Origin of the sequence: Streptomyces fractus (assembly GCF_049844455.1) — a bacterium.
Lineage (GTDB): Bacteria > Actinomycetota > Actinomycetes > Streptomycetales > Streptomycetaceae > Streptomyces > Streptomyces fractus.
The window spans coordinates 6,911,668-6,938,257 of sequence record NZ_JBMYHI010000002.1 but is presented as its reverse complement, the minus strand read 5'-3'; the positions used below and the strand labels follow the sequence as shown (position 1 = coordinate 6,938,257).

At 70.2% G+C, this 26,590-nt stretch carries 22 protein-coding genes and 1 pseudogene; 8 read left to right on the top strand and 15 right to left on the bottom strand.

Translation table 11 applies throughout. The features are described from left to right. Positions 1–139 precede the first annotated feature (139 nt). From whiA to uvrC, 4 genes are read right to left on the bottom strand one after another with little or no spacing between them, the layout of a single operon-like run. The gene (gene whiA / locus ACP4E5_RS33370) at positions 140–1,165 is read right to left on the bottom strand and encodes a DNA-binding protein WhiA (protein ID WP_425835259.1); all 1,026 of its coding nucleotides are present in this window, start codon (positions 1,163–1,165) and stop codon (positions 140–142) included. After that, positions 1,156–2,193 carry a gluconeogenesis factor YvcK family protein gene (locus ACP4E5_RS33365; protein WP_425835257.1) on the bottom strand — a complete coding sequence of 346 codons (1,038 nt, stop codon included), beginning with the start codon at positions 2,191–2,193 and terminating at the stop codon, positions 1,156–1,158. Before ACP4E5_RS33365 ends, whiA begins: the two co-directional genes overlap by 10 nt. Next, positions 2,190–3,260: an RNase adapter RapZ gene (gene rapZ / locus ACP4E5_RS33360; RefSeq protein WP_425835255.1), complete on the bottom strand. Its 1,071-nt coding sequence runs from the start codon at positions 3,258–3,260 to the stop codon at positions 2,190–2,192. Before rapZ ends, ACP4E5_RS33365 begins: the two co-directional genes overlap by 4 nt. Further along, on the bottom strand, positions 3,257–5,347 hold the full coding sequence (gene uvrC / locus ACP4E5_RS33355; protein ID WP_425835253.1) for an excinuclease ABC subunit UvrC: 2,091 nt from the start codon (positions 5,345–5,347) through the stop codon (positions 3,257–3,259). Before uvrC ends, rapZ begins: the two co-directional genes overlap by 4 nt. Before the next feature lie 165 nt (positions 5,348–5,512). On the opposite strand from uvrC, the gene ACP4E5_RS33350 reads away from it, so the two are divergent. Both ACP4E5_RS33350 and ACP4E5_RS33345 read left to right on the top strand, forming a co-directional pair. After that, complete coding sequence (locus tag ACP4E5_RS33350) at positions 5,513–6,523, top strand: hypothetical protein (RefSeq protein WP_425835251.1); 1,011 nt, start codon at positions 5,513–5,515, stop codon at positions 6,521–6,523. Between the two features lie 198 nt (positions 6,524–6,721). Then, positions 6,722–7,660 (top strand): carbohydrate kinase family protein, encoded by a 939-nt coding sequence (locus ACP4E5_RS33345; protein WP_425835249.1) that lies wholly within the window; start codon positions 6,722–6,724, stop codon positions 7,658–7,660. A gap of 694 nt (positions 7,661–8,354) precedes the next feature. On the opposite strand, the gene uvrA is transcribed toward ACP4E5_RS33345, so the two are convergent. Continuing rightward, the gene (gene uvrA / locus ACP4E5_RS33340) at positions 8,355–11,384 is read right to left on the bottom strand and encodes an excinuclease ABC subunit UvrA (RefSeq protein ID WP_425835247.1); all 3,030 of its coding nucleotides are present in this window, start codon (positions 11,382–11,384) and stop codon (positions 8,355–8,357) included. 296 nt (positions 11,385–11,680) lie between these two features. Between uvrA and ACP4E5_RS33335 the strand changes: the two genes are divergently transcribed. After that, on the top strand, positions 11,681–12,412 hold the full coding sequence (locus ACP4E5_RS33335) for a maleylpyruvate isomerase family mycothiol-dependent enzyme (protein WP_425835245.1): 732 nt from the start codon (positions 11,681–11,683) through the stop codon (positions 12,410–12,412). A gap of 32 nt (positions 12,413–12,444) precedes the next feature. Next, positions 12,445–13,101: an MBL fold metallo-hydrolase gene (locus ACP4E5_RS33330; RefSeq protein WP_425835243.1), complete on the top strand. Its 657-nt coding sequence runs from the start codon at positions 12,445–12,447 to the stop codon at positions 13,099–13,101. A gap of 13 nt (positions 13,102–13,114) precedes the next feature. Here ACP4E5_RS33330 and aroQ read toward each other — a convergent pair whose 3' ends face one another. The 9 genes and pseudogenes from aroQ to ACP4E5_RS33285 form a co-directional block, all read right to left on the bottom strand. Further along, the gene (aroQ, locus tag ACP4E5_RS33325) at positions 13,115–13,588 is read right to left on the bottom strand and encodes a type II 3-dehydroquinate dehydratase (protein WP_425835241.1); all 474 of its coding nucleotides are present in this window, start codon (positions 13,586–13,588) and stop codon (positions 13,115–13,117) included. A gap of 85 nt (positions 13,589–13,673) precedes the next feature. Then, positions 13,674–14,774, bottom strand: coding sequence for a calcium:cation antiporter (locus ACP4E5_RS33320; RefSeq protein WP_425835239.1), 1,101 nt, complete (start codon positions 14,772–14,774; stop codon positions 13,674–13,676). A gap of 84 nt (positions 14,775–14,858) precedes the next feature. Beyond that, positions 14,859–15,161: a hypothetical protein gene (locus tag ACP4E5_RS33315; RefSeq protein ID WP_425835237.1), complete on the bottom strand. Its 303-nt coding sequence runs from the start codon at positions 15,159–15,161 to the stop codon at positions 14,859–14,861. Positions 15,162–15,290: 129 nt separating this feature from the next. Beyond that, the gene (locus ACP4E5_RS33310) at positions 15,291–16,280 is read right to left on the bottom strand and encodes a TerC family protein (RefSeq protein WP_425835235.1); all 990 of its coding nucleotides are present in this window, start codon (positions 16,278–16,280) and stop codon (positions 15,291–15,293) included. A 233-nt stretch (positions 16,281–16,513) separates the two neighbouring features. Then, positions 16,514–17,071: pseudogene (locus ACP4E5_RS33305) on the bottom strand (TerD family protein); the annotation flags it as partial. Positions 17,072–17,104: 33 nt separating this feature from the next. Next, positions 17,105–17,341, bottom strand: a complete 237-nt coding sequence (locus tag ACP4E5_RS33300; protein ID WP_425835233.1) for a hypothetical protein — start codon at positions 17,339–17,341, stop codon at positions 17,105–17,107. A 10-nt stretch (positions 17,342–17,351) separates the two neighbouring features. Beyond that, positions 17,352–17,918 (bottom strand): TerD family protein, encoded by a 567-nt coding sequence (locus ACP4E5_RS33295; RefSeq protein ID WP_425841835.1) that lies wholly within the window; start codon positions 17,916–17,918, stop codon positions 17,352–17,354. Positions 17,919–18,081: 163 nt separating this feature from the next. Next, positions 18,082–20,223, bottom strand: coding sequence for an excinuclease ABC subunit UvrB (uvrB, locus tag ACP4E5_RS33290; protein WP_425835231.1), 2,142 nt, complete (start codon positions 20,221–20,223; stop codon positions 18,082–18,084). A 77-nt stretch (positions 20,224–20,300) separates the two neighbouring features. Further along, the gene (locus ACP4E5_RS33285; protein ID WP_425835229.1) at positions 20,301–21,149 is read right to left on the bottom strand and encodes an MHYT domain-containing protein; all 849 of its coding nucleotides are present in this window, start codon (positions 21,147–21,149) and stop codon (positions 20,301–20,303) included. Between the two features lie 269 nt (positions 21,150–21,418). On the opposite strand from ACP4E5_RS33285, the gene ACP4E5_RS33280 reads away from it, so the two are divergent. The 3 genes from ACP4E5_RS33280 (at position 21,419) to ACP4E5_RS33270 (ending at position 24,642) form a co-directional block, all read left to right on the top strand. Continuing rightward, positions 21,419–22,294, top strand: a complete 876-nt coding sequence (locus ACP4E5_RS33280) for a glycerophosphodiester phosphodiesterase (protein WP_425835227.1) — start codon at positions 21,419–21,421, stop codon at positions 22,292–22,294. A 41-nt stretch (positions 22,295–22,335) separates the two neighbouring features. Beyond that, positions 22,336–22,911 (top strand): methylated-DNA--[protein]-cysteine S-methyltransferase, encoded by a 576-nt coding sequence (locus tag ACP4E5_RS33275; RefSeq protein ID WP_425835225.1) that lies wholly within the window; start codon positions 22,336–22,338, stop codon positions 22,909–22,911. 519 nt (positions 22,912–23,430) lie between these two features. Then, the gene (locus tag ACP4E5_RS33270) at positions 23,431–24,642 is read left to right on the top strand and encodes an MFS transporter (protein ID WP_425841833.1); all 1,212 of its coding nucleotides are present in this window, start codon (positions 23,431–23,433) and stop codon (positions 24,640–24,642) included. 24 nt (positions 24,643–24,666) lie between these two features. Here ACP4E5_RS33270 and ACP4E5_RS33265 read toward each other — a convergent pair whose 3' ends face one another. Beyond that, positions 24,667–25,041 carry a cupin domain-containing protein gene (locus tag ACP4E5_RS33265; protein WP_425835223.1) on the bottom strand — a complete coding sequence of 125 codons (375 nt, stop codon included), beginning with the start codon at positions 25,039–25,041 and terminating at the stop codon, positions 24,667–24,669. Positions 25,042–25,260: 219 nt separating this feature from the next. Between ACP4E5_RS33265 and fdhA the strand changes: the two genes are divergently transcribed. Next, positions 25,261–26,487, top strand: a complete 1,227-nt coding sequence (gene fdhA / locus ACP4E5_RS33260) for a formaldehyde dehydrogenase, glutathione-independent (RefSeq protein ID WP_425835222.1) — start codon at positions 25,261–25,263, stop codon at positions 26,485–26,487. Positions 26,488–26,590: the final 103 nt, after the last annotated feature.

Sequence of the window (26,590 nt, the reverse complement as noted above, 5' to 3'; positions counted from 1 at the left end):
ACGCCAGACTCGTGACAGTTCATGGTCAAGTCAAGGGGGCGTCCAAGGGGGCCTCAACTCCCGTTCGCGGACGCGGAAAAGCCGGTGGCGGCGCCCGGGATCGGGCGCCGCCACCGGCTTTTCGGAGCTGTCGTGCGAATCAGCCCGCCATGTTCTGCGCGAGGCTCTCCGCCATCTCGTCCGTCATCTCCTCCGCCATGTCCTCCGTGATGTTGGACTCCGTGCCGGGGATGCCGAGGTCCTGGGCCCGCTTGTCCGCCATGGCCAGCAGGCGGCGGATGCGGCCCGCGACGGCGTCCTTGGTCAGCGGCGGGTCGGCGAGCGCCCCCAGCTCCTCCAGGGAGGCCTGCTTGTGCTCCATGCGCAGGCGGCCCGCCGCGGCGAGGTGCTCGGGCACGTCGTCCGCGAGGATCTCCAGGGCGCGCTGCACCCGGGCGCCGGCCGCGACCGCGGCGCGGGCCGAGCGGCGCAGGTTCGCGTCGTCGAAGTTCGCGAGGCGGTTCGCCGTGGCGCGCACCTCGCGGCGCATCCGCCGCTCCTCCCAGGCGAGCACCGACTCGTGCGCCCCCATACGGGTGAGCAGAGCGCCGATCGCGTCACCGTCGCGCACCACCACGCGGTCCACGCCGCGCACCTCACGGGCCTTGCCCGCGATCTGGAGCCTGCGGGCGGCGCCGACCAGGGCGAGCGCCGCCTCGGGGCCCGGGCAGGTCACCTCCAGCGAGCTGGAGCGCCCCGGCTCGGTGAGCGAGCCGTGCGCCAGGAACGCGCCGCGCCAGGCCGCCTCCGCGTCGCAGGTGGCCCCCGAGACCACCTGCGGCGGCAGGCCCCGGATCGGACGGCCTCGGCCGTCCACCAGGCCCGTCTGGCGAGCCAGCTGGTCGCCGCCCGCCACCACTCGTACAACGAACCGCGAGCCGCGGCGCAGCCCGCCGGGCGCCATCACGATCAGCTCCGAGCTGTGCCCGAAGATCTCGAGAATGTCCCGCTTGAGCCGCCGTGCGGCCATCGCGGTGTCCAGCTCCGCCTCGATCACGATGCGGCCGCTCACCAGGTGAAGGCCGCCCGCAAACCGCAGAATGGCCGAGACCTCGGCCTTCCTGCAGCAGGTCCGGGTGACGGGAAGCCGGGAGATCTCGTCCTTCACCGCTGCCGTCATCGCCATGGGCCGATCCTTCCATGCATCCGAAAAATACGGTCGTACGCGGCGGCCAACAGCTCCGGGTCGTGCCTCGGAGTTCCGTCGGGCCTGGCCACCGGCGCCAGCTCGACCGCGGCGCCGAAACGCTCACGCGCGGTTTCGGTCAGGGACTCGCGATCGGGCACGGCGGCCTCGTCGGCCAGCACCACGTCCAGGGCGAGTTTAGGTGCGTGTCGTCCCAAAACTTCCAAATGACGCTGCGGGGAGAACCCCTCAGTTTCTCCGGGTTGCGGCGCGAGGTTCAGCGAGAGGACCCGGCGGGCCTTCGTCTCGACCAGCGCGTCGAGCAACTCGGGGACCAGCAGATGCGGGATCACGGAGGAGAACCAGGAGCCCGGGCCGAGCACCACCCAGTCCGCGTCGAGCACCGCGGCGACCGCCTCGGGGACGGCCGGCGGGTCGTGCGGCACCACATGCACGGACTGGACCTCGCCGCGGGTCAGCGCAACCGTGGCCTGCCCCCGCACCGTCTCGATGTCGTCCGGGCGTGTCGGATCGTGCCCCTTCACCTGGGCCTGGAGCTCCAGCGGGACGGCGGACATGGGCAGCACCCGCCCCTGCGCGCCGAGCAGCTTGCCGACCAGGTCCAGGGCCTGCACATGATCGCCGAGCTGTTCCCACAGGGCGACGATCAGCAGATTGCCGACCGCGTGCTCGTGCAGGTCGCCCTTGGACTGGAAGCGGTGCTGGATGACGCGGGACCACGTCTGCCCCCAGTCGTCGTCCCCGCACAGCGCCGCGAGTGCCTTGCGCAGGTCGCCCGGCGGCAGCACGCCCAGCTCGTCGCGCAGACGGCCGCTGGAGCCGCCGTCGTCGGCGACCGTGACGACGGCGGTGAGGTTGTTCGTGATGCGGCGCAGCGCGGCCAGGGACGCCGACAGGCCCATGCCGCCGCCGAGGGCGACGACCTTGGGGGTGGTGCCCTTGCCCGGCTTCACCGGTGAGGTTCTGCGGCGGATCCTGCTGGTGAGCCGCAGGGTACGTCCCGTCATTCCCGTCCCATGTCGCGGTGGACGACCACGGTCTCCACGCCTTGCGCGGCGAGGCGGGCGGCGAGCTTCTCCGAGGTGGCGACGGAGCGGTGCTTGCCGCCCGTGCAGCCGACGGCGATCGTCACGTAGCGCTTGCCCTCACGGCGGTAGCCGGCGGCGATCAGCTGGAGCAGCTCGGTGTAGCGGTCGAGGAACTCCTTGGCGCTGGGCTGCGAGAAGACGTAGTTCGACACCTCCTCGTTGAGCCCGGTGAAGGGGCGCAGCTCGGGGACCCAGTGCGGGTTCGGCAGGAAGCGCATGTCGACCACGAGGTCCGCGTCGACCGGAAGGCCGTACTTGAAGCCGAACGACATGACGGTGGCCCGCAGCTCGGGCTCCTCCTCGCCGGCGAACTGGGCGTCCATCTTGGCGCGCAGTTCGTGGACGTTGAGGCTGGAGGTGTCGATGACCAGGTCGGCGTCGCCGCGCAGCTCGCGCAGCAGCTCGCGCTCGGCCGCGATGCCGTCGACGATGCGGCCGTCGCCCTGGAGGGGGTGCGGGCGGCGCACGGACTCGAAGCGGCGCACCAGCGCCTCGTCGGAGGACTCCAGGAAGACGATGCGGCGCGTGACGTGCTTGGCCTCCAGGTCCGCGAGGGACTGCCGGAGGTTGTCGAAGAAGCGCCGTCCCCGTACGTCGACGACGACCGCGATCCGCGCCACGTTGCCCTGCGAGCGGGCGCCGAGCTCGACCATGGTAGGGATCAGCGCGGGCGGCAGGTTGTCGACGACGAACCAGCCGAGGTCCTCCAGGCACTTCGCCGCCGTGGAGCGGCCCGCGCCCGACATCCCGGAGATGATCACCAGCTCGGGGATGGCGGCGTCGGGGACGCCCGGCGCGTCGGCGCTCTTGCCGGCTCCCGCTCCGGTGTCGGGGGCGGCGTCCGTGCCCGGTTCCGTACCTGGTCCTGTCCCTGCTCCGGTGCCCGTGCTCACTTGTGCTCCGTGCTGTGGTTGCGGTTGTTCGTGTGCCGCGGGGCCCTGTGGCGTGCCGCTGCCGTCGCTGCTCTCGTGGTCCTGTCCGCTCATGACTCCTGCCCCCGTCGTTCCTCCGGGGCGCCCGCGCTGACGGGGTCCCCGCCGGTCGGCACGTCCGTCATGCCGACCGCTTCGTCTTCGTTTTCAATGATCTCTCCGGTGGCCGTGTTCACCGCGGGCGCGGCGGGGGCGGCCTTGGCGAAGGCCACCACGATGGCCTCGGCCGTCTTGCGGCCTATGCCGGGGACCTCGCAGATCTGGTCGATGGTGGCGGCCCGCAGCCGCTTCACCGACCCGAAGTGCTTGAGCAGCGCCTGCTTGCGCGAGTCCCCGAGCCCCGGCACCTCGTCCAGCGGGCCCGCCCGGAAGCGCTTGGCCCGTTTGGCGCGCTGGTAGGTGATCGCGAAGCGGTGCGCCTCGTCGCGCACGCGCTGGAGCAGGTAGAGCCCTTCGCTGGTGCGGGGAAGGACCACCGGGTCCTCCTCGTCGGGCACCCAGACCTCTTCGAGGCGCTTGGCAAGGCCGCACACCGCGATGTCGTCGATCCCGAGCTCGTCCAGGGCCCGCTTGGCCGCCGCGACCTGCGGCTGCCCGCCGTCGACCACCACGAGCTGGGGCGGGTAGGCGAACTTCTTGGGCCGTCCGTCGTCCTCTGTGAGGCGCGACTCCTCGGGGGCCGCGTCCTCCGGGACCGTCTCGCCCGTGTCCGGCCCCTCGTCCGACCACTCCCGCGACTTCTCCTGGGCGGAGAGGTAGCGCTTGAAGCGGCGGGTGATGACCTCGTGCATGGAGCGGACGTCGTCCTGCCCCTCGAAGCCCTTGATCTCGAAACGGCGGTACTCGCTCTTGCGGGCGAGGCCGTCCTCGAAGACGACCATGGACGCCACGACGTCGTCGCCCTGGAGGTGCGAGATGTCGTAGCACTCGATGCGCAGCGGGGCACTGTCCAGGTCGAGGGCCGCGGCGATCTCCTCCAGCGCGCGCGAGCGCGTGGTGAGGTCGGAGGCGCGCTTCGTCTTGTGCAGGACGAGCGCCTGCTGCGCGTTCCTGTGGACCGTCTCCATGAGTGCCTTCTTGTCGCCGCGCTGCGGGATGCGCAACGACACGTTCGACCCGCGGCGCTCGGTGAGCCAGGCCTGGACGGGCTCCAGGGGGTCGGGCAGCGCGGGGACGAGGACCTCCTTGGGGACGGCGTCCCCGGTCTCCTCCCCGTAGAGCTGCTGGAGCGCGTGCTCGACGAGGTCACCGCTGGTGACCGCCTCGACCTTGTCGGTGACCCAGCCGCGCTGGCCGCGCACGCGTCCGCCGCGCACGTGGAAGATCTGGACGGCCGCCTCCAGCTCGTCCTCGGCGAGGGCGATGAGATCGGCGTCGGTGGCGTCGGTGAGGACGACGGCGCTCTTCTCCATGGCCTTCTTGAGCGCCTCGATGTCGTCGCGCAGGCGGGCCGCCCGCTCGTACTCCATCTCGTCGGCGGCAGCGGCCATGTCCTTCTCCAGGCGCCGGATGTACGTCCCCGTACGTCCCGCCATGAAGTCGCAGAACTCCTCGGCCAGTTCGCCGTGCTCCTCGGGCGTGACGCGGCCCACACAGGGCGCCGAGCACTTGCCGATGTAGCCGAGCAGGCAGGGGCGGCCCGTGCGCTTCGCGTTGTTGAACACGCCCTTGGAGCAGGTGCGCACCGGGAAGACGCGCAGGAGCAGGTCCACGGTGTCGCGGATCGCCCACGCGTGCCCGTACGGACCGAAGTAGCGCACGCCCTTCTTCTTCTGGCCGCGCATCACCTGGACCCGCGGAAACTCCTCGTTCATCGTCACCGCGAGGTACGGATAGCTCTTGTCGTCGCGGTACTTGACGTTGAACCGGGGGTCGTACTCCTTGATCCAGGAGTACTCCAGCTGAAGCGCCTCGACCTCCGTGGACACCACGGTCCACTCCACGGACGCGGCCGTGGTGACCATCGTGCGCGTACGGGGGTGCAGGGTCGCCAGGTCCTGGAAGTAGTTCGCCAGGCGCTGGCGCAGGCTTTTCGCCTTCCCGACGTAGATCACCCGGCGGTGCTCGTCGCGGAACCTGTACACCCCTGGGGAGTCGGGGATCTGTCCCGGCTTGGGGCGGTAGCTGGAGGGGTCGGCCATGTCAGACACCCTACTGGCGGTGTGTGACAGTTCGGGGTGCCGTCAGTGGGGTGGGCGCCGCGGTGTGGGGCGAGTCTTGTCCGGGGCGTTGTCCGGGGCGGGTCGACACGCTTCAATGCCGGTGCCTCACGGCAGTGAATGGCGTCGCACGAGCAGGAGGCCCGGATGCGGTTCGGCGAACGGCGTACGGAACCGGCGCAGGCGCAGACACAGGGCCAGGTGCAGGGCCAGGTGCAGGGCCAGGTGCAAGCGGAGGCGCAGGCGCCGGAGCTGGACGCGGCCCTGCGCTTCGGTCCGTTCCACAACGCGCTGCGGGCCGCGATCGTCGCCCGCGGACTCCCCCTGCACCGCGTGCGCCATCACCTCGCCCGTCACGGGGTCAACATCGGTGTCACCAGTCTCAGTTACTGGCAGCAGGGCGCACGGCGGCCGCAGCGTCCCGAATCGATGCGGGCCGTGCGCGCCCTGGAGGAGATCCTCGAACTGCCCGAGGAGTCGCTGATCCGGCTGCTCGGCCCGGTCGCCGACACCGACGTGCCCAAGCGCCCCGCGACCAGCTCGTACCGGTCGCTCGTCGAGGCGTCCGGGGCCGTCGAGCGGCTGCTCGCGGAGCTGGAGTCCCCGCTGGACGGCGGACTGCACACCGTCGGGCACCACGAGCGGGTGCGGATCGGCGCGCACCGGCAGCTCCTCGGCAGGGAATCGCAGCACATCGTGCGGGCGCACCGCGACGGAGTGGACCGATATGTGGCCGTCCACCATGGCGACCCGGGCTGTTCCCCGGCGGATGTGGCGGTCTACGCCGTGGAGAACTGTCGTACGGGGCGCGTGCGTTGGGACGACGGGACGGGCGTCCTGGTCGCCGAGTTGCTCTTCGACGCGCGGCTCCGGGCGGGTGACACGCATCTGTTCCACTACGGCTTCGAGGACGGGACGGCCGGTTCCGTGTCCGAGTGCGTCCGCGGATTCGGCTTCGCCGGCGGGCAGTACGCGCTCCAGGTCCGGTTCGCGGACGACGCGCTGCCCGTGCGCTGCCACCGCTTCGCCCAGCGGTCGGCCGCGGGACCGCGCGGCGGCCGCCACGAACTCACGCTGAGCGGCCCGCACCGATCGGTGCACATGGTGGAGCCGCAGGTGCGGGCGGGGCTTGTGGGCATCGGGTGGGACTGGGAGTGAACCGTTCCGGGATAATCGTGCCCGGATGCAGGGTCTACGTGCCCGGGTGCACGGCGTGCGTGCCCGGTTCGCGTGAGGCGGTGCCGCGCTCGGCGTGAGGCTTTAGCGTCAGCGTCAGCGTCGAGGTTGCCCGCGGACCCCCACCGTCCGCTCACTCGCTCGCCCGCGCACTCGCTCGCCCGCTCGAAAGGACACACCGTGATAGTCGTCGCCGGAGAGGCGCTGATCGACCTCGTCCCGCAGGACGTGCCCGTCGACGGCGGACCCGTCACCGAACTGCCCGCCCTCGCCCCGCGGCTCGGCGGCGGCCCGTACAACACGGCGGTGGCGCTCGGCCGCCTCGGCTCGTCCGTGGCGTTCTGCTCGCGGGTGTCGCGGGACGCCTTCGGGGAGGCCCTGCTCGGCGGCCTGCGGGCGGCCGGGGTGGACGTGTCCCCGGTCCAGCGGGGCGACGAACCGACGACGCTCGCTGTGGCGTCGATCGGCGCCGACGGCTCCGCCGGGTACTCCTTCTACGTGGAGGGGACCGCCGACCGGCTCTTCGCGGTGCCCGAGGCGCTGCCGGCGGGCACGCGCGCTGTGTCGTTCGGCACTTGCTCGCTGGTGCTCGAACCGGGCGCGAGCGCGTACGAGGACGTGATGCGTTCGGCCGCCTCGCAGGGCCTGTGCACGGCGCTCGACCCGAACATCCGGGCCGGTCTGATCCCGGACGCGGACGCCTACCGGGCCCGCTTCAAGAACTGGCTCGCCTCGACGACGCTGCTGAAGCTCTCCGAGGACGACGCCGAGTGGCTGGGCGGCACGCCGCAGGAGTGGCTGTCCGCGGGCCCCGAAGCCGTGGTGATCACGCGCGGCGGGGAGGGGCTCACGGCGTTCACGCGGGACGGGGGCGAGTACTCGGTGCCGGGCGAGCGGGTCGACGTCGTGGACACGATCGGCGCCGGTGACACCGTCAACGCCGCGCTGCTACACGGGCTTTCGCACCAGGACGCCCTCTCCCCCGCCGCCATCGCCGGGCTCAGCGGCGACGACTGGTCCCGCCTACTGCGGTTCGCCGCGCGGGCGGCGGCAGTCACCTGCTCCCGGCCGGGCGCGGAGCCGCCGTACGCCACCGAACTGGTCGATCCCGCTTGGTGAGACCCGGGCACGGCACCCCGCCCGGCGAGAATCGGGCGCCCCGCCTGGATCGGATCTGGCACCCCTACCCGGCGAGAAAGGGCACCCCACCTGGTGAGGCCGAGAGCCCCTGCCCAGTGAGAACGGGCGCCCCGCCTGGATCGGACCAGGCACCCCTACCCGGCGAGAAAGGCGCCCCGCCTGGAGAAACCCGAGAACCCCTGCCTAGTGAGAACGGGCGCCCTGCCTGGAGAGGGCCATGCGCCCCTACCCGGTGAGGCTCGAGAGCCCCTGCCCAGTGAGAATCGGGCGCCCTGCCTGGAGAGGGCCATGCGCCCCTACCCGGTGAGGCTCGAGAGCCCCTGCCCAGTGAGAATCGGGCGCCCTGCCTGGAGAGGACCAGGCACCCCTACCTGGTGAGGCTCGAGAGCCCCTGCCCAGTGAGAACGGGCGCCCTGCCTGGAGAGAGCCAGGGACCCCTGCCTAGCGAGAAAGGGGCGCACCGCCAGGAGAGGACCGAGAGCCCGTGGCCAGTAAGAACAGGCACCCCGCCTGGAGAGGACCAGGCGCCCCCTTCCCGGCGAGAAGGGCGCACCGCCTGGGGAGAGCCGCGCGGCCCTGCCCGGTAGAGAACCGGGTCCTGTGAACGCTTGGCGCCCCGTGGGGAGTATCCACGGGGCGCCTTCGCTTGTCGGCCGGTGAGGCCGGACCGCCGTCAGGCCTTGCGGGTCTTCCCGGTCGCCTTCTTCGCGGCGGCCTTGGTGGTGGTCGACTTGGTGGCCGCCTTCTTGGCGGTCGTCGCCTTCACCGCGGCCGTCTTCTTGGCCGGGGCCTTCGTCGCCGCCACGGTCTTCTTCGCCGCCTTACGGGGGCGCGCCGCGGGCACGGCCGCGTCGCTGACCCGGTCGGCGCCGAGGACGTCGCGCAGGAACTTGCCGGTGTGGCTCGTCGGGACGGCCGCGACCTCCTCCGGGGTGCCCTCGGCGACGACGAGACCGCCGCCGTTGCCACCCTCGGGGCCCATGTCGACGACCCAGTCCGCGGTCTTGACCACGTCGAGGTTGTGCTCGATGACGATGACCGTGTTGCCCTTGTCGACGAGGCCCGAGAGCACCGTGATGAGCTTGCTGATGTCCTCGAAGTGCAGACCCGTGGTCGGCTCGTCGAGCACGTACACCGTGCGCCCAGTGGACCGCTTCTGCAGCTCGCTGGCGAGCTTCACGCGCTGCGCCTCACCACCGGAGAGCGTCGGCGCGGGCTGACCGAGCCGGACGTAGCCGAGGCCCACGTCGTTGAGCGTCTTGAGGTGGCGGGCGATCGCCGGGACGGCCTCGAAGAAGGTGTGCGCCTCCTCGATCGGCATGTCCAGGACCTCGGAGATGGACTTTCCCTTGTAGTGGACCTCAAGGGTCTCCCGGTTGTACCGCGCGCCGTGGCAGACCTCGCACGGGACGTACACGTCCGGCAGGAAGTTCATCTCGATCTTGATGGTGCCGTCACCGGAACAGTTCTCGCAGCGGCCGCCCTTGACGTTGAAGGAGAAGCGCCCCGGCAGATAACCGCGGACCTTCGCCTCGGTCGTCTCGGCGAACAGCTTGCGGACGTTGTCGAAGACTCCCGTGTACGTCGCCGGGTTGGACCGCGGCGTGCGGCCGATGGGCGACTGGTCGACGTGCACGACCTTGTCGACGAGGTCGTCGCCGTCCACGCGCGTGTGCCGGCCGGGGACGGAGCGCGCCCCGTTCAACTCCCGCGCCAAGTGCGTGTACAGGATGTCGTTCACCAGCGTCGACTTGCCGGACCCGGAGACTCCGGTGACGGCCGTGAGGACGCCCAGCGGGAACGACACGTCGATGTCCCGGAGGTTGTTCTCCTTGGCGCCGTGCACCGTGAGGCGGCGCCCCGGGTCCACGGGCCGCCGGATGTCCGGCATCGCGATGACCTTCTTGCCCGCCAGGTACTGGCCGGTCATCGACTCGGCGTTGCTCAGCAGCTCCTTCAACGGGCCGCTGTGCACGACCTTGCCGCCGTGCTCGCCCGCGCCGGGGCCGATGTCGACGATCCAGTCGGCGACCTTGATGGTGTCCTCGTCGTGCTCGACCACGATGAGCGTGTTGCCCATGTCGCGGAGCCGGACGAGCGTCTCGATGAGCCGGTGGTTGTCGCGCTGGTGCAGGCCGATGGACGGCTCGTCCAGCACGTATAGGACGCCGACGAGGCCGGAGCCGATCTGCGTGGCGAGCCGGATGCGCTGGGCCTCGCCGCCGGAGAGCGTGCCCGCCGCGCGGTTGAGCGACAGATAGTCGAGGCCCACGTCGACGAGGAAGCGCAGCCGCTCGTTGACCTCCTTCAGGACGCGCTCGGCGATCTTCTTGTCGCGCGCGTTGAGCTTCAGTTCGCTCAGGAAGTCGGCGCAGTCGCTGATCGACATGGCCGAGACCTCGGCGATCGACTTGCCCATCACCGTGACGGCCAGGATGAGCGGCTTCAGTCGCGTGCCCTCACAGGTCGGGCAGGGCACCTCGCGCATGTAGCCCTCGAAGCGCTCACGGCTCGCGTCCGACTCGGCCTCGCTGTGGCGGCGCTTCACGAACGGCACGGCGCCTTCGAAGGGCGTCGTGTAGCGGCGCTCGCGCCCGTACCGGTTGCGGTAGCGGACCTCGATCTGCGTCTTGTGGCCGTTCAGGAGCGCCTTCTTGGCGCGCTGCGGAAGGCCCGCGAAGGGGATGTCCGTACGGAAGCCGAGGGCGTCCGCGAGGGCTCCGATGAGGCGGCCGAAGTAGTCCTTGGTGTGCCCGTGCGACCACGGGTGGATGGCGCCCTCGTCGAGCGACTTGTCCTCGTCAGGGACGATCAGCTCGGGGTCGACCTCCATGCGCGTGCCGATGCCGGTGCAGTCGGGGCAGGCACCGAAGGGCGAGTTGAAGGAGAAGGAGCGCGGCTCCAGCTCCTCGAAGGACAGGTCGTCGTACGTGCAGTACAGGTGCTCCGAGTACATGCGCTCGCGCTCCGGGTCGTCCTCGGGGAGGTCGACGAAGTCGAGCACGACCATGCCGCCGGACAGGCCGAGCGCGGTCTCCACGGAGTCGGTGAGGCGGCGCTTGGCGGAACTCTTCACGGTGAGGCGGTCGACGACCACCTCGATCGTGTGCTTCTCCTGCTTCTTCAGCGTCGGCGGCTCGGACAGCTGGATCGTCTGCCCGTCCACACGCGCGCGGGAGTAGCCCTTGGTCTGGAGGTCGCTGAAGAGGTCGACGAACTCGCCCTTGCGCTCGCGCACCAGCGGCGACAGGACCTGGAAGCGGCTGCCCTCGGGCAGCTCCAGGACCTTGTCGACGATGGCCTGCGGCGACTGACGGGCGATGGGCCGGCCGCACTCCGGGCAGTGCGGCTTGCCGACGCGCGCGAAGAGCAGGCGCAGATAGTCGTAGACCTCGGTGATGGTGCCGACCGTGGAGCGCGGGTTGCGCGACGTCGACTTCTGGTCGATCGAGACGGCCGGGGAGAGGCCCTCGATGAAGTCGACGTCCGGCTTGTCCATCTGGCCGAGGAACTGGCGCGCGTACGAGGACAGCGACTCGACGTACCGGCGCTGGCCCTCGGCGAAGATCGTGTCGAACGCGAGGGAGGACTTACCGGAGCCGGACAGACCGGTGAAGACGATGAGGGAGTCGCGCGGGAGGTCGAGCGAGACATTCCGAAGATTGTGCTCGCGCGCGCCACGGACGATGAGACGGTCGGCCACGCCGGTCCGCACCTTTCTGGAGATAAGTGACAGGGGCGGGCCCCCGCCTCTCGAGGTCTGACTCTCGAGGCGCTCACGCCGCGATCTGAGGCGGAGCGGCCCTGAGAAGGCTGTCCTTCGAAGACTAGAGGGAGCCACTGACAACGCCGGTCGGATTCCCTGGTTGGTAACAAACTGGGCCCCGCGGAACTTCCAGGATGCCCGACGCCGCCCTCGACCATATAGCACGCACATTCGATTCATGCGGATCGTAGGCCACCTTCACCCGAACGTGTGGCGGGGCTATCGTCGGCGCCATGAGTGATCATGTGCGCGACCTGGCCTCAGTACGCGAAGCGACCGACCGGCTGCTCGCCGCGGTCGGCACCCTGGACAACGCCGCCGTGGCGGAGCCGTCACGGCTTCCAGGGTGGAGCCGCGGGCACGTCCTCGCCCACCTGGCCCGCAACGCGGACGCGCTCGTCAACGTCCTCGAGGGCCGCCCCATGTACGAGAGCGCCCGGTCCCGCGACGCCGACATCGAACGGGATGCCCCGCGCGGACTGCGCGAGCAGCTCGGCGACGTACAGGACAGCGCCGAGCGCTTCCGGCGCCTGGGGGCCGAGGACGCCGACTGGGCCCGCACGGTGGAGCTGCGCAACGGCGTGAAGGATCTCGCCTCGAACGTGCCGTTCCGGCGCTGGGCCGAGGTCGAGCTGCACCACGTGGACCTCGGGATCGGATACGAGCTGGAGGACCTCTCCGCCGAGTTCACCCAGCGGGAGATCAACTTCCTCGCGAGGCGGTTCCGTGACCATCCGGGCCTGCCGCCCCTGCTGATCAAGCAGGACGACGGCCGGATGATCTCCACGGGCGCCGTGCAGAAGTACTCCCTGGAGGAGATCAAGTCCGGCGCGAGCCCGGACCCCGAGCTCGGCATCGTCGTCAAGGGCCGCCAGGCGGACCTCCTGGGCTGGCTCGCGGGCCGCAGGGACGGCGGCGCCCTCACCGTCGACCGGGGCGCCCTCCCGGCCCTTCCCCCTCTGTAGAGACTCCGTAGAACAGGATTAGGCTGAACTCCATGACGTACAGCGGAGCGGTGAAGGTCGGCGGCCCGGCGGATGTGCACGAGTTGCAGGACCTGATGATCTCCAAGGTCGCGGTCGGCCCGATGGACAACAACGCGTACTTGTTGCGCTGCCGCGCGACCGATCAGCAGCTCCTGATCGACGCGGCGAACGAGCCGGAGACGCTGCGGCACCTCATCGGCGAGGACGGCATCGCGGCCGTCGTCACCACCCACCGGCACGGCGACCACTGGCAGGCCCTCCAGGAGATCGTGGAGGCGACCGGCGCGCGCACGTACGCGGGGCGCGAGGACGTCGAGGGGATCCCGGTGGCGACGGACGTCCCCGTCGCCGACGGGGACACGATCGAGTTCGGCCGGATCACGCTCACGGCCCGCCACCTCGTCGGCCACACGCCCGGCTCGATCGCCCTGATCTACGACGACCCGCACGGCCACCCGCACGTCTTCACCGGTGACTGCCTTTTCCCGGGCGGCGTAGGCAATACGTGGAAGGACCCCGAGGCCTTCGCGAGCCTCATCGACGACGTGGAGACGAAGATCTTCGGCACGCTGCCGGACGAGACGTGGGTCTACCCGGGACACGGGAACGACACGTCGCTGGGCGCCGAGCGTCCCCACGTCCAGGAGTGGCGCGAGCGGGGCTGGTGACCCGCGCGCGACGCTACGCCCGCGCCGTCCCGGGCGCGGCGAGCGCCGCCACTCGCTCCACACCGAACGCGTAGCCCTGCACGCCGCATCCGGCGATCACGCCGTCGGCGCGCAGCGATACGTAGGAGTGGTGCCGGAACTCCTCGCGCTGGTGGATGTTGGAGATGTGGACCTCCACCACCGGCATGCCGTCGCAGGTGTTGAGCGCGTCCAGGATCGCCACCGAAGTGTGCGAGTAGGCGGCCGGGTTGATGACCACGCCGACGTGGTTCTCGCGCGCCTCGTGGATCCAGTCGACGAGTTCGCCCTCGTGGTTGGACTGGCGGAAGTCCACGGTGGCGCCGAGCGCGGCGGCCGCCTTCACGCACAGGGCCTCGACGTCCGCGAGGGTGTCGCGGCCGTAGATCTCCGGCTGGCGCTTGCCGAGCAGGTTCAGGTTCGGGCCGTTGAGAACCATGATCGGGGCGTTGGCGAGCGTGCGCGGCACGAGGGACCTCCGTAGAAGAGCGTTTGCTCCTTGAGGGTCTATCACGGCGCCAATACCGCCCGGAGGGGCGGTGGGTACCGGGCGGTCAGGGCGTGACGGCGAGCTCGATGTACGCGGCCAGGATCACCAGATGGACGCCGCCTTGAAGTGGTGTGGCACGGCCCGGAACGATGGTGAGGGTCGAGACCACCATGGTCAGCGCGAGCAGCACCATGTGCGTCGCGCCGAGTCCGAGGACGAGCGGCCCGGTCAGCCAGTACGAGGCGATGGCGACGGCCGGCACCGTGAGGCCGATGCTGGCCATGGACGAGCCGAGCGCGAGGTTGAGGCTGGTCTGCACGCGGTCGCGGCGGGCCGCGCGGAGCGCCGCGATGGTCTCGGGCAGCAGCACGAGCAGCGCGATGATCACGCCGACGACCGCCTGCGGCATGCCGGCCGCCTCGACCCCTCGCTCGATCGTCTTCGAGACGCCCTTGGTGAGTCCGACGACGGCGACCAGGGCGAGCGCGAGCAGGCCGAGGCTGAACAGGGCGGTCCGGGTGCTCGGCACGTCGGCGTGGTCGTCGGCGTCGATCACCTCGCCGTGCTTGGTGATCGGCAGGAAGTAGTCGCGGTGGCGCACGGTCTGCGTCGCGACGAAGAGCCCGTAAAGGACGAGCGCGGCGACGGCCGAGAAGACCAGCTGGGAGGTGGAGAACTCCGGGCCGAGCTTGCTGGTGGTGAAAGTCGGCAGCACCAGGCAGAGTGTCGCGAGCGTGGCCACGGTGGCGAGGGCTCCGCCGGTGCCCTCGGACTGGAAGATCGCCACGCGGTGCCGCAGCGCGGCCGCGAGCAGGCTGACGCCGACGATGCCGTTGCAGGTGATCATGACGGCGGCGAACACGGTGTCGCGGGCGAGCGTGGAGCTCTTGGCCCCGCCGTCGGCCATCAAGGTGACGATCAGCGCGACCTCGATGATCGTCACGGCCACGGCGAGCACGAGCGAACCGAAGGGTTCACCGACCCGGTGGGCGACGACTTCCGCGTGGTGCACGGCGGCGAGTACGGAGGCCGCGAGGACCACCGCGACGACGGCGACCACGACGCCCGGCAGATCGCGCCCCCAGGTGAACGCGAGCAACACGATCGCGATCGCTGGCACCACCGCGGTCCACTGCGTACTCAGCGCCCGCACTCTGGTGATCATTCATCGATGGTGCCCGTGGCCGGGTGGGGGCGCGACTTCACGGGCGGCGGCGCCCCGGCGGGCGCGGGGCGCCGCGCGCGTACGTCACTTGAGTTCGCGCATGTCCTTGAGGTCGCAGTTGATGAAGGCCGGCGGGCGGGTGCACAGGGCCGACAGCTGCTGGTTGAGCTCGGCCACCTCGGGGCGTTCGTTGCTGCGCATCGCGTCCTCGTAGGACTCGAACTCGATGACCGCGAGATAGCGGCCCGTGGTGTCCCGGTCCTTGAGCATCATCCGGTGCGTGGGGCCGCCCGTGGTGCCCTGCATCCGCTGCTCGAAGGCGTCGAGCACCTCCCGCATCTCGCCGAACCGCTGGGACTCGAAGTCGATGATCTGGATGAACTTCATGGGGTCCTCCCCCGTCGTGCCCTCGCGCCCCCGCGGGACGCGCTCAGGGCACAACGAAGCACCGGGAGCGGCGCGCGGCAATCGGCCGCGTACCGCTCCCGGTGCTGGTAATTCCTACGCTCGACGCCGTCAGGCCTCGATGCTGTCCTTCTGAGCCGCTTCGGCCGCGTCCCTCTCGGCCTGCTTCTTCGAGGCGATGAGGCTGGTGATCGTCGTGATGATCAGGACGCCGCAGATGACGGAGAGCGAGACCGGGATGGAGATCTCCGGTACGTGCACCCCGGATTCGTGCAGCGCGTGCAGGATCAGCTTCACGCCGATGAATCCGAGGATGACCGACAGGCCGTAGCTGAGGTGCACCAGCTTCTTGAGCAGGCCACCGATGAGGAAGTACAGCTGGCGCAGGCCCATCAGCGCGAACGCGTTGGCGGTGAAGACGATGTACGGGTCCTGGGTCAGGCCGAAGATCGCCGGGATCGAGTCCATCGCGAACAGCACGTCGGTCATGCCGATGGCGAGCATGACGACCAGGAGCGGTGTCATGACCTTCTTGCCGTGCTGCTGGATGAAGAGCTTCGTGCCGTGGTACCGGTCCGCGACGCCGAACTTCTTTTCGATCGACTTAAGGACGCGATTCTCCTCGAACTCCTCCTCTTCCTCGTCCGCCATGGCCTCCTTGATGAGCTTCCAGGCGGTGTACAGGAGGAAGGCGCCGAAGATGTAGAAGACCCACGAGAAGTTGGCGATGACCGCCGCACCCGCCGCGATGAAGATCGCCCGCAGTACGAGCGCGATCAGCACGCCGAACAGCAGCACCCGCTGTTGCAGGTGGGTGGGCACCGAGAACTTCGCCATGATCAGGATGAAGACGAAGAGGTTGTCCACGCTGAGCGACTTCTCGGTGATGAAGCCCGCGAAGAACTCGCCGCCGGCCTGGCTGGAGCCCCAGACCATGACGCCGACGCCGAACAGCGCGGCGAGCACGATCCAGACGACCGTCCAGATGCCCGCTTCCTTGATCGACACGTCGTGGGGCTTGCGCCCGATGAAGAAGTCGACCGCGATGAGGGCGCACAGACCGAGAACGGTCAGCACCCACACAGTCATTGATACGTCCACTACTGCGCCTCCGGCGTCGTACGGCTACTGATCAGCGTCGTCGCTGCCGGAGGTCTCTTCCACCCGAGCGCCTTGCGCGTCTCGGGCCGGCGCCCCGGGATCGACCGCCTTCTGGCCTGTCGTCCGTACTGACGGGAACGCCGCGTTGGAGTACTCCCCTCCGCGTCAAGGAGCGTACTAGAAACACCCATGAAAGGTAAAGGTAAAGGTAAAGACGTCACCAAAAGTGCAGGTCAGAGGTCCGCCTTCCGACGGGCTTTTGTCACCTCCGCGAGCACCTGTCGCAGGATTCCGCTGCCCGGCGGGAGCGTCGGCGGCTCGTACGTCCATGCGTGGCCCACCCAGGGGTCGGCCAGGTGGTCGTCGGGGACGGGCGTCAGGCGCAGGAGCGTGCGCCACAGCGGGTCCAGCAGCGGTCCGTACTCGGCCGCGTCCTCCCGGTCGACCACGAGCATCAGGTGCACGCCGACCCCCGGCCCCTCCTCCGCGAGGTAGCGCAGCCGGGTGACGGACCGGTCGTCGAAGCCGTGCGGGAAGTCGTGCACGATCAGGAGCTGCTCGGCGACGTCCAGGTCCGCCGGCAGCGCGTCGGCCGCGCCCGCCCGGACCGCCATCTGTACGAGGTCGACGCGCTCGGTCAGCCGCGTCAGCGTGTCCGCGGTGGCCTTCCCCAAGCTCTCGAATCCGCTCGAGCAGGGGAGACCCCATTGGTCGATGACGTGCACGCTGAACCCGCCCGCCGGATGAGCCGCGAGCAGCCGGGCCGCGTGGAGGACGGCGGTGTGGGCGGCACGCGCGAGCAGCACGGTGGCGCGGTGCACGTCCTACGGCATCGCGTCCAGGTCGACGGCCGGGCGATGGTCGGCCGCGGCCTGGCGCGGGACGTCGAGGCCAGGCCGCGCGGGCGCGCCGGGGTGGGCGATCCGGTCCGCGCCCCGCACGGCGCCCCGGTCGTCGGCGAGCGTGGCGCACGCGACGACCGGGTGGCCGGCCGACACCCGGATCTCCAGACGGGTCCGGGTGAGGGGGTGGTTCTGACCCCTCACCAGTTCGGCCGCCATCGTGGGGCCGCTACAGGCTGGGCAGGATCGCCGGCATCAGGTCCTGGAACGTGCGGCCGTTGGCCGCCGCGCCCAGGGCCGTCATCTTCCAGCCACTGCCCGCACGGTGCACCTTCGCCATGATCTGCGCCGTGTACTTTCCCCCGCCGTCGAGCGTGTAGCGGGCGAGCTCCTGCCCGTTCGTCTCGTCGACCAGGCGGCAGAACGCGTTCTGCACCTCCTGGAAGGTCTGTCCCGTGAAGGAGTTGACCGTGAAGACGATCTGGTCGATGTGGACCGGGACCCGCTGCAGGTCGACGACGATCGATTCGTCGTCGCCGCCCTGTCCCGCGCCACCGACCAGGTTGTCACCGGTGTGCCGCACCGAGCCGTCGTCGCTGACGAGGTGGCGGAAGAACACCACGTCGACGGGCTGCTTGTCGGCGAAGAGGACCGCCGACGCGTCGAGATCGATCTCGCGCGTGCGGGTGCCGAACAGGCCGCGCCGAGGGGCCGCCTGCCAGCCGAGTCCCATCCGTACGGCGGTGAGGGTGCCCCCGCCCTGCTTCTCCAGGCTGATGGCCTGACCCTTGGTCAAGTCGATGCCCACGCACTGTCCCCTCTCGAACCGTCCCCTGTTGCCGCGCCATGTACGCGGTTGGTCCAAACCCTAGAGGGCCGCACTGACAACACGGCCATCGCGGGCGGGGTTTTGTGGCGGTCCTGCGACACGTCCCCGCCACCCCGCCCGTCGTGGCAGGTCAGGCGATGCCTGCCTCCTTCATCTGCCGCAGTTCCTTCTTCATCTCCGACACCTCGTCGCGCAGCCGTGCCGCGACCTCGAACTGAAGGTCGGCGGCGGCGGCCCGCATCCGCTCGGTCAGCTCCTCGATCTCCTCGGACAGCTCGGCCGCGGGCCGGTCGGTGGGAACCGTCTCCTCCGCCTTGCCGCGCTTCTTCCTGGCCGGCGCCTTGTCCGCCTTGCCGGCCGAGGACACGGGGGTCTTGGCACCCTTTCCGTCCTTGCCGCCCTTGCGGTAACCGGTGCCGAGCAGCTCCTCCGTGTCGACGTCCTCGCGCGCGATGGACGCCACGATGTCGTTGATCTTCTTGCGGAGGGGCTGCGGGTCGATCCCGTGCGCCTCGTTGTACGCGACCTGCTTCTCCCGGCGGCGGTTGGTCTCGTCGATGGCCTTCTCCATCGCCGGGGTGATCTTGTCGGCGTACATGTGGACCTGCCCCGAGACGTTTCGCGCCGCGCGGCCGATGGTCTGGATCAGGGACGTGCCGGAGCGCAGGAAGCCCTCCTTGTCCGCGTCGAGGATCGCGACCAGGGAGACCTCGGGGAGGTCGAGGCCCTCACGCAGCAGGTTGATGCCGACCAGCACGTCGAACTCGCCCGCGCGCAGCTCGCGCAGCAGCTCGACGCGGCGCAGCGTGTCGACGTCGCTGTGCAGATAGCGGACCTGGATGCCGAGCTCGATGAAGTAGTCCGTGAGGTCCTCGGCCATCTTCTTCGTGAGCGTGGTGACCAGGACGCGCTCGTCCTTCTCCGTCCGCGTACGGATCTCGTGCACCAGGTCGTCGATCTGCCCCTCGGTGGGCTTCACGACGACTTCCGGGTCGACGAGCCCGGTGGGGCGGATGATCTGCTCGACGTGCCCGTCCGCGCGCGAGAGCTCGTAGTTTCCGGGGGTCGCCGACAGGTAGACGGTCTGGCCGATGCGCTCCTGGAACTCCTCCCACTTCAGGGGGCGGTTGTCGAGCGCGGAGGGCAGGCGGAAGCCGTGGTCCACGAGGGTGCGCTTGCGGGAGGCGTCGCCCTCGTACATGGCGCCGATCTGCGGCACCGTGACGTGCGACTCGTCGATGACGAGCAGGAAGTCGTCCGGGAAGTAGTCGAGCAGTGTGTTCGGCGGGGAGCCGGGCTCGCGGCCGTCGAAGTGCATCGAGTAGTTCTCCACGCCGGAGCAGGAGCCGATCTGGCGGAGCATCTCCAGGTCGTACGTGGTGCGCATGCGCAGGCGCTGGGCCTCGAGCATCTTGCCCTGCTTCTCCAGCTCGGCGAGGCGCTCCTCCAGCTCCTTCTCGATGTCGTTGGCCGCGCGCTCCAGGCGCTCCGGGCCCGCCACATAGTGCGTCGCCGGGAAGATGTACAGCGAGTCGTCGTCGCTGATGACCTCGCCGGTGAGGGGGTGGAGGGTGGACAGCGACTCGATCTCGTCGCCGAACATCTCGATGCGGACCGCGAGCTCTTCGTAGACGGGGAAGATCTCGATGGTGTCGCCGCGCACCCGGAAGGTGCCGCGCTGGAACGCCATGTCGTTGCGCGTGTACTGGATGTCGACGAAGCGGCGCAGCAGGTCGTCCCGGTCGATCTCGTCCCCGACCTTCAGGGGGACCATGCGGTCCACGTACTCCTGCGGGGTGCCGAGGCCGTAGATGCAGGAGACGGAGGCGACCACGACGACGTCCCTGCGGGTCAGCAGCGAGTTCGTCGCGGAGTGGCGCAGGCGCTCCACCTCCTCGTTGATCGAGGAGTCCTTCTCGATGTACGTGTCCGACTGCGGAACGTACGCCTCGGGTTGGTAGTAGTCGTAGTACGAGACGAAGTACTCGACCGCGTTGTTCGGAAGCAGCTCGCGGAACTCGTTCGCCAGCTGGGCGGCCAGCGTCTTGTTCGGCGCCATCACGAGCGTGGGGCGCTGGAGCTTCTCGATCATCCACGCCGTGGTGGCGGACTTGCCGGTGCCGGTGGCGCCGAGCAGGACGACGTCCTTCTCGCCTGCCGTGACGCGCTTCTCCAGCTCGGCGATGGCCGCTGGCTGGTCACCGCTGGGCTGGTACGGGCTGACGACCTCGAAAGGTGCCACCGTGCGTTCGATCTTGGATACGGGCCGCATGGAATCCACCGTACGACCCACCACTGACAACCGGGCCCGAACCACTGTCGGGCCCGGCCTTCAGGGACTCCGGGGTGTCAGTCCCGCGGGATGCGAGAGGCGGGTCGCCCCAGGGGGCGGCGCAGGCGCGGGGCGGCCGGCGCGGGGGTGCCGAGCCGGTCCTCCGCCGCTCGGCTGTCACGCCAGTCGGGGCGGCCCGTGACCAGCAACGGGTCGAACACGACGACCACGCCGGCCAGGAGCAGGAAGCCCAGCGGGCCGATCAGCATGGGCCAGAGGATGGCGGCGGCCGAGTCCCCTCCGGGGGAACCGACGGCGTCCCTGTGCGCGTGGACGCTGACTCCCGCCATCGCCATGTAGTGCATCCCCGAGACGGCGAGCCCCATGATCAGACTCGCGCCGAGGCTCCACATGATGCCCCGCACCTGGACGGCCGCCCACAGGGCGGCGGTCGCCGCCACCATGGCGATGATCACGGACGCGACCACGGTGAACGTGCTGTAACTGATCGTCCCGTGAAGACGCATTCCGGCCATTCCGAGATAGTGCATGGACGCCACTCCGAGGCCCGTGATGGTGCCCCCGGTGAACAGAGCGGTGCCGGTCGCGCCCTTGTAGCCGACGATGAAGACGCCGATGCCGACCATGAGGATGGCCACACCGAGACTCGCGAACGTCGTCAGCGGGTCGTAGCGGATCGGCATGTCCTCCACGCTGAAGCCCATCATCGCGATGAAGTGCATGGTCCAGATCCCGGAGCCGATCGCCGCGGAGCCGAGCGCGAGCCAGCCCACCCGCCAGGTGTGGGCGACGAGCAGGGACCTGGTGGTGCAGCGCAGCCCCAGGGCGCCTCCGAGGCAGGCCATGAGATAGGCCACCACCGGCGTGACGATCCCGTAACTGAAGCCGTCGACCGAACCCTGCATGCGTGACAGCCCTTCCGCCCGTTTTCCGTGAGGTGTGCAGCTCGTCCCTTCGCGCACGGCAACCGAGGCGACCGCGGGTGAGGCAGAAATTAAAGCGCACACGGGAACGTCCGAACGATTCTCCGGCAAAGAAACCGGCCGCGCGGCACGGGGGTCGACCGCAGTTGAGTGACTCCGTTCAACTCGTGACCATCCTGCGCCTACTCTTCGTTCGCTCCCTGCTGTCAATCTCGTACAGTCCGTGATCCCACGACGCATGAGGAGCACACGTGTACGCACGCGCAGCAGCCGCCCTGACCGCAGCGGCGGGCTCCGTCGTCATCGGTGTCCTGGTCCTGCCCACCACCGCGCAAGCCGCCTCCGGACACAACAGCCCCGTGGTCGTCGGCCACCGCGGTGCCTCCGCGTACGCACCCGAGAACACCCTGGCCGCGATCGACAGGGCGCACGCCCTGGGGGTCACCTGGGTCGAGAACGACGTGCAGCGCACCAAGGACGGCGCACTCGTCGTCCTCCACGACACCACGCTGGCTCGCACCACCAACGTCGAGCAGCTCTATCCCGACCGCTCCCCGTGGAACGTGGCCGACTTCACCTCGGGCGAGATCGCCAAGCTGGACGCGGGCAGCTGGAAGGGCGCCGAGTACACGGGCGCGCGGATCCCCACGCTCCACCAGTACCTGCGCCGCGTCGACCACAACCACCAGAAGCTGCTCATGGAGATCAAGTCGCCCGAGCTGTACCCGGGCATCGAGGACCAGATCCTGCTCCAGCTGCGCAGGGACGGCTGGCTGGACCCCGGGGACGTCAAGCACCGGCTGATCATCCAGAGCTTCAACGCGGACAGTGTGCGGACCGTGCACGCGCGGCGCCCGGACATCAAGACGGGCTTCCTCGGCACACCCGCCGTGTCCGAGCTGCCCGCGTACGCGAAGTTCGCCGACCAGATCAATCCGTCGCACACGACGATCTCGGCGGACTACGTCAAGGCGGTGCACGCGCTCAAGGGGCCGCACGGCAAGCCGCTCGAGTCCTACGCCTGGACCGTGAACGACGCGAAGACCGCGCAGAAGGTGGCCGGCCTCGGCGTGGACGGGATCATCAGCAACGCCCCTGACGTGGTGCGGAAGGCCGTCGGCGGCTGACCCGTCCGGCGTTGTCAGTGCCCGGTCGTACCGTGGTCGGCATGAACGCCACTGGACCGATCGAGACCACTACCGCCGAGCCGCGGCAGGCGGTGTGGGCCGTCGTGCGCAGCGGCGGCATCGGACCGCTGCTGCTCGCCGCGACGGACGCCGGTCTGGTGAACGTGGTCTTCCACGCCACCGACGCGGTGCGGGACAAGGCACTCGACCGGCTCGGCTCCCGGCTCGGGACCGAGCCCGTCGAGGCGCCCGACTCTCCCTTGCTCGCGGAGGCGATACGGCAGTTCGCGGAGTACTTCGCCGGCCGTCGCCGCGAGTTCGACGTGCCGCTGGACTGGTCGCTTATCACCGGGTTCAACCGGGAGGTACTGCGCGAGCTGTTCGCCGGGGTGTCGTACGGGGCGGTCGTCGGGTACGGGGATCTGGCCCGCCGGGTCGGACAGCCGGGAGCCGCGCAGGCCGTGGGCCTCGCGATGGGTTCGAACCCGCTGCCGGTCGTGGTGCCGTGCCACCGGGTCGTGGAGCGCGACGGCGGGATCGGCGGCTTCGGGGGCGGCCTCGAGACGAAGCGGAAGTTGCTCGCGCTTGAAGGGGTGTTGCCCGAGCCGTTGTTCTGAGACGGTCCTGGGGCGTGGCGGACGCGCGGAGTCCGCAGGGGTGATCGGGGCGGGGGGTGTGCGTTGAGCACGGACGAGGAACGACTCGAACGACCGAAGGCCACACCCACGGGGGCCGGCCACACGCCGGACAACGGCCAGCCCAAGGGCGTCGAACACACCGACGACACTGGGCGCGCGGGAGACCTCGGCCACGCTGACGACACCGGGCGCACGGCAGGCGCCGGACCCGCCAACGACACCGGGCGCGCGGCAGACCTCCGGAGGGCCGAAGACCACAGGCGCGCTGCAGACTTCGGACGGGCAGGAGGCCTCGGGCGCGCAGGACACCTCTGGCGAGCCGGCGGCTTCAGGCAGGCCGAGCATCTCGGGCCAGCGGGAGACTTCGGACGCGTCGACGACACCGGGCGCCCTGAAGACTTCAAGCACGCGGGAGACGCCGGACGGGCCGAAGACGTCGGGCGCGCGGCAGGCCTCGGGCCGGCCGCGGAACCCGGGGCCGGGCTTGGGGTCGGGCCTCTGCAGCGGCGGACGCAGCGGGTGCTTGTGGCGTCGCAGATTTTGGGTGGGCTCGGGACCGCCACCGGGATCGCGCTGGCCGCCGTGCTCGCCAAGAAGGTCAGTGGGGACGAGGCGCTCTCCGGTCTTGCGTCCACGGCGAGCGTCGCGGGGACCGCGGTGCTCTCCGTGCCGTTGGCGGCGCTGATGAACGCCCGGGGGCGGCGGGCCGGGCTCGTACTGGCCTATCTGATCGGCATGTTGGGCGCCGTCGTGACCGTCGTCGCCGCGGCGATCGGCAGCTTTCCGCTGCTGCTCATCGGGCTGATGGGTTTCGGCGCGGCGTCCTCCGCCAACCTCCAGGCCCGGTACGCGGCCGCCGATCTGGCCGAGCCGGACCGGCGGGCCCGCGCCATCTCGACCGTCGTGTGGGCCACCACGATCGGCGCCGTCCTCGGGCCGAACATAGCGGCGCCCGCGGGCCGCAGCGTCTCCGGGCTCGGCATACCGGCGGAGGCGGGGCCTTTTGTGTGGGCGGCCGGGGTGTTCCTGATATCGGCGGTCGTGGTGCACGTACTGCTGCGCCCCGACCCCCTGTTGACCGCGCGGGCCCTGGCGCCCGCCGAGGAACAGTCGCCCGCCGCGCGCTCCATACGCGCGGGCTTCGCGGCCGTGTCCGCCTCGCCACGCGCCCGGCTCGCGCTCGTGACGGTGGCGGTGTCGCACACGGCGATGGTGTCCGTCATGTCGATGACCCCTGTGGACCTCGAACACCACGGCGCTGGCATCGAGTTGATCGGGCTCGTGATCAGCGGGCACATCGCCGGCATGTACGCCTTCTCGCCGGTGATGGGCCGTCTGGCCGACAAGTTCGGGAGGCTCACGGTGATCGGGCTCGCCGTGGGACTCCTCGCGTGCGCGGCACTGCTCGCCGGTACCGCGGGCGCAAGCCACGGGCAGAGCGCGGCGGCGCTGTTCCTGCTCGGGCTCGGCTGGTCCGCCGGGCTCGTGGCGGGCTCCGCGCTGCTCACCGACTCCGTGCCGCAGGCCGCGCGGGCCGCCGCGCAGGGGCTCTCCGACCTGACGACGAGCCTGTCGGCGGGAATCGGCGGCGCGACGGCGGGCATCGTGGTGGCGACGGCCAGCTACGCGTGGCTGAACCTGGCCGCGGCCTGCCTGCTGCTCCCGCTCGGGGCGTTGGCCCTGTTCACGCGGCGGGCCCAACTCCCGTAGCGGCAGCGGACGTTCGCGCGGAGCTCAGCTCAGGGTGATGTGGTACGCCTTGCGCAGGGTCTCGTGCACCGTCCACGTCGTCCGGTCGCCCTCGCGCAGCACCGCGGCCGTGCCGGGACCCAGTTCCAGGCTTTCGCCGCCCTCGACCTCCACGGTGGCACGACCGCTGACGACCACGAACAGCTCGTTCGCCTCGGTGTCGGTGACCACGCCGGGCGTGATCTGCCAGATGCCGCGCAGCTGCTTGCCGTCGGGCGACTCCCACAGCACCTTTCCGGTCACCTCGGGGGCGCCGGAGACGATCTGTGCGGGGTCGAGGGGCTCGGGTTCGAGGTCCACGTCCGGGACGCGGACGGCGAAGGAGCCAAGGGCGGTTGCGGGTCGATCGTTCGTGGTCATGGCCAGTCACCGTAGATGACCTGCGCCTCTCCTCTCACTGGACGGCCTGTGCCGTAGAGGTCCCGCCGACTGGACGGCTCGTCGAGGCTTCAACAACTCCGTCCGGAAGGCTCCTCAGAACGCCGATTCGGTAGCAGACTCCGCCGTGCGCACAGCCGGAGCATCCGCCGTAGACGAGCCGCAAACGAGTTCACTGAGCCGAAGGGACGGCGATCAGGCATGAGCGGAAACAGGGCAGTCGCATATATCAAGCCGGGAGCGGTGGAGGTCAGGACCATCGAGTACCCGACGCTCGAGCTGAAGGACGGGCCCGGCGTGGCCCCGAAGAACGTGGGCAGGACCTGTCGGCACGGTGTGATCCTCAAGGTGCTCGCCACCAACATCTGCGGCAGCGACCAGCACATGGTGCGCGGTCGCACCACGGCGCCCGAAGGCCTCGTCCTGGGCCACGAGATCACCGGTGAGATCGTCGAGAAGGGCCCGGACGTCGAGTTCCTGAACGTTGGGGACATCATCTCCGTGCCGTTCAACATCGCCTGCGGGCGCTGCCGCAACTGCAAGGAGCGCAAGACCGGCATCTGCCTGAACGTCAACCCGGCACGACCCGGGGCGGCTTACGGCTATGTCGACATGGGCGGCTGGGTCGGCGGCCAGGCCGAGTACGCGATGATCCCCTACGCGGACTTCAACGCGCTGCGCTTCCCCGACGCCGACCAGGCACGCGCGAAGCTCCTCGACCTGACCATGCTCTCCGACATCTTCCCGACCGGCTTCCACGGCGCGGTGACAGCCGGCACCAAGGTCGGTTCGACGGTGTACGTGGCCGGAGCCGGGCCCATCGGGCTCGCGGCGGCGGCATCGGCGCAGCTGCTTGGCGCGGCCGTCGTGATCGTCGGGGACATGAACGCCGAACGGCTCGCCCAGGCAAGGAGTTTCGGCTGCGAGACGGTCGATCTGACGCGCGGCACGGTGGAGGAGCAGGTCGCCGAGATCCTCGGCGTCCCCGAGGTGGACGCGGCCGTGGACGCGGTCGGCTTCGAGGCCCGCGCGCACGGCCCGGACGCGCCCGAGGCACCGGCAACCGTCCTCAACTCCCTGATGGGGCTCACGGCGGCCGGGGGCGCGCTCGGCATCCCCGGCCTGTACGTCACCGACGACCCGGGCGGCGTCGACCAGGACGCGCGCACCGGAACGCTGAAGGTGCGGCTCGGCCTCGGCTGGGCGAAGAGCCACCAGCTCACGACGGGGCAGTGCCCGGTGATGCAGTACCACCGGGGCCTGATGATGGCGATCCTGCACGAGCGCGTGCACATCGCGAAGGCCGTCAACGCGACCGTGATCGGCATCGAGGACGCGCCGCGCGGCTACGCGGAGTTCGACCAGGGCGCGAGCCGTAAGTACGTCCTCGACCCGCACGGCGTCCTGAGCGGCGTCCGACCGGTCTGAGGCGGGCCCGAATCCGGCCCGGGTCGGCCCTCCGTGTCGGCAGGAGGCAGCCGAAGAAAGCCGGAGGAGGCGGGCTCCACGCGCGCGTGGGGCCCGCCTTCCG

Excerpts from the sequence above, each read along its gene's own strand:
- ACP4E5_RS33350 (WP_425835251.1), top strand. The coding sequence starts at position 5,513 with ATGCGGTTCGGCGAACGGCGTACGGAACCGGCGCAGGCGCAGACACAG.
- ACP4E5_RS33300 (WP_425835233.1), bottom strand. The coding sequence starts at position 17,341 with ATGGCGGCCGAACTGGTGAGGGGTCAGAACCACCCCCTCACCCGGACC.
- ACP4E5_RS33265 (WP_425835223.1), bottom strand. The coding sequence starts at position 25,041 with ATGACCACGAACGATCGACCCGCAACCGCCCTTGGCTCCTTCGCCGTC.
- ACP4E5_RS33365 (WP_425835257.1), bottom strand. The coding sequence starts at position 2,193 with ATGACGGGACGTACCCTGCGGCTCACCAGCAGGATCCGCCGCAGAACC.
- ACP4E5_RS33275 (WP_425835225.1), top strand. The coding sequence starts at position 22,336 with ATGAACGCCACTGGACCGATCGAGACCACTACCGCCGAGCCGCGGCAG.
- ACP4E5_RS33315 (WP_425835237.1), bottom strand. The coding sequence starts at position 15,161 with ATGAAGTTCATCCAGATCATCGACTTCGAGTCCCAGCGGTTCGGCGAG.
- whiA (WP_425835259.1), bottom strand. The coding sequence starts at position 1,165 with ATGGCGATGACGGCAGCGGTGAAGGACGAGATCTCCCGGCTTCCCGTC.
- fdhA (WP_425835222.1), top strand. The coding sequence starts at position 25,261 with ATGAGCGGAAACAGGGCAGTCGCATATATCAAGCCGGGAGCGGTGGAG.
- uvrC (WP_425835253.1), bottom strand. The coding sequence starts at position 5,347 with ATGGCCGACCCCTCCAGCTACCGCCCCAAGCCGGGACAGATCCCCGAC.
- ACP4E5_RS33285 (WP_425835229.1), bottom strand. The coding sequence starts at position 21,149 with ATGCAGGGTTCGGTCGACGGCTTCAGTTACGGGATCGTCACGCCGGTG.
- ACP4E5_RS33335 (WP_425835245.1), top strand. The coding sequence starts at position 11,681 with ATGAGTGATCATGTGCGCGACCTGGCCTCAGTACGCGAAGCGACCGAC.
- ACP4E5_RS33320 (WP_425835239.1), bottom strand. The coding sequence starts at position 14,774 with ATGATCACCAGAGTGCGGGCGCTGAGTACGCAGTGGACCGCGGTGGTG.
- ACP4E5_RS33330 (WP_425835243.1), top strand. The coding sequence starts at position 12,445 with ATGACGTACAGCGGAGCGGTGAAGGTCGGCGGCCCGGCGGATGTGCAC.
- uvrB (WP_425835231.1), bottom strand. The coding sequence starts at position 20,223 with ATGCGGCCCGTATCCAAGATCGAACGCACGGTGGCACCTTTCGAGGTC.
- rapZ (WP_425835255.1), bottom strand. The coding sequence starts at position 3,260 with ATGAGCGGACAGGACCACGAGAGCAGCGACGGCAGCGGCACGCCACAG.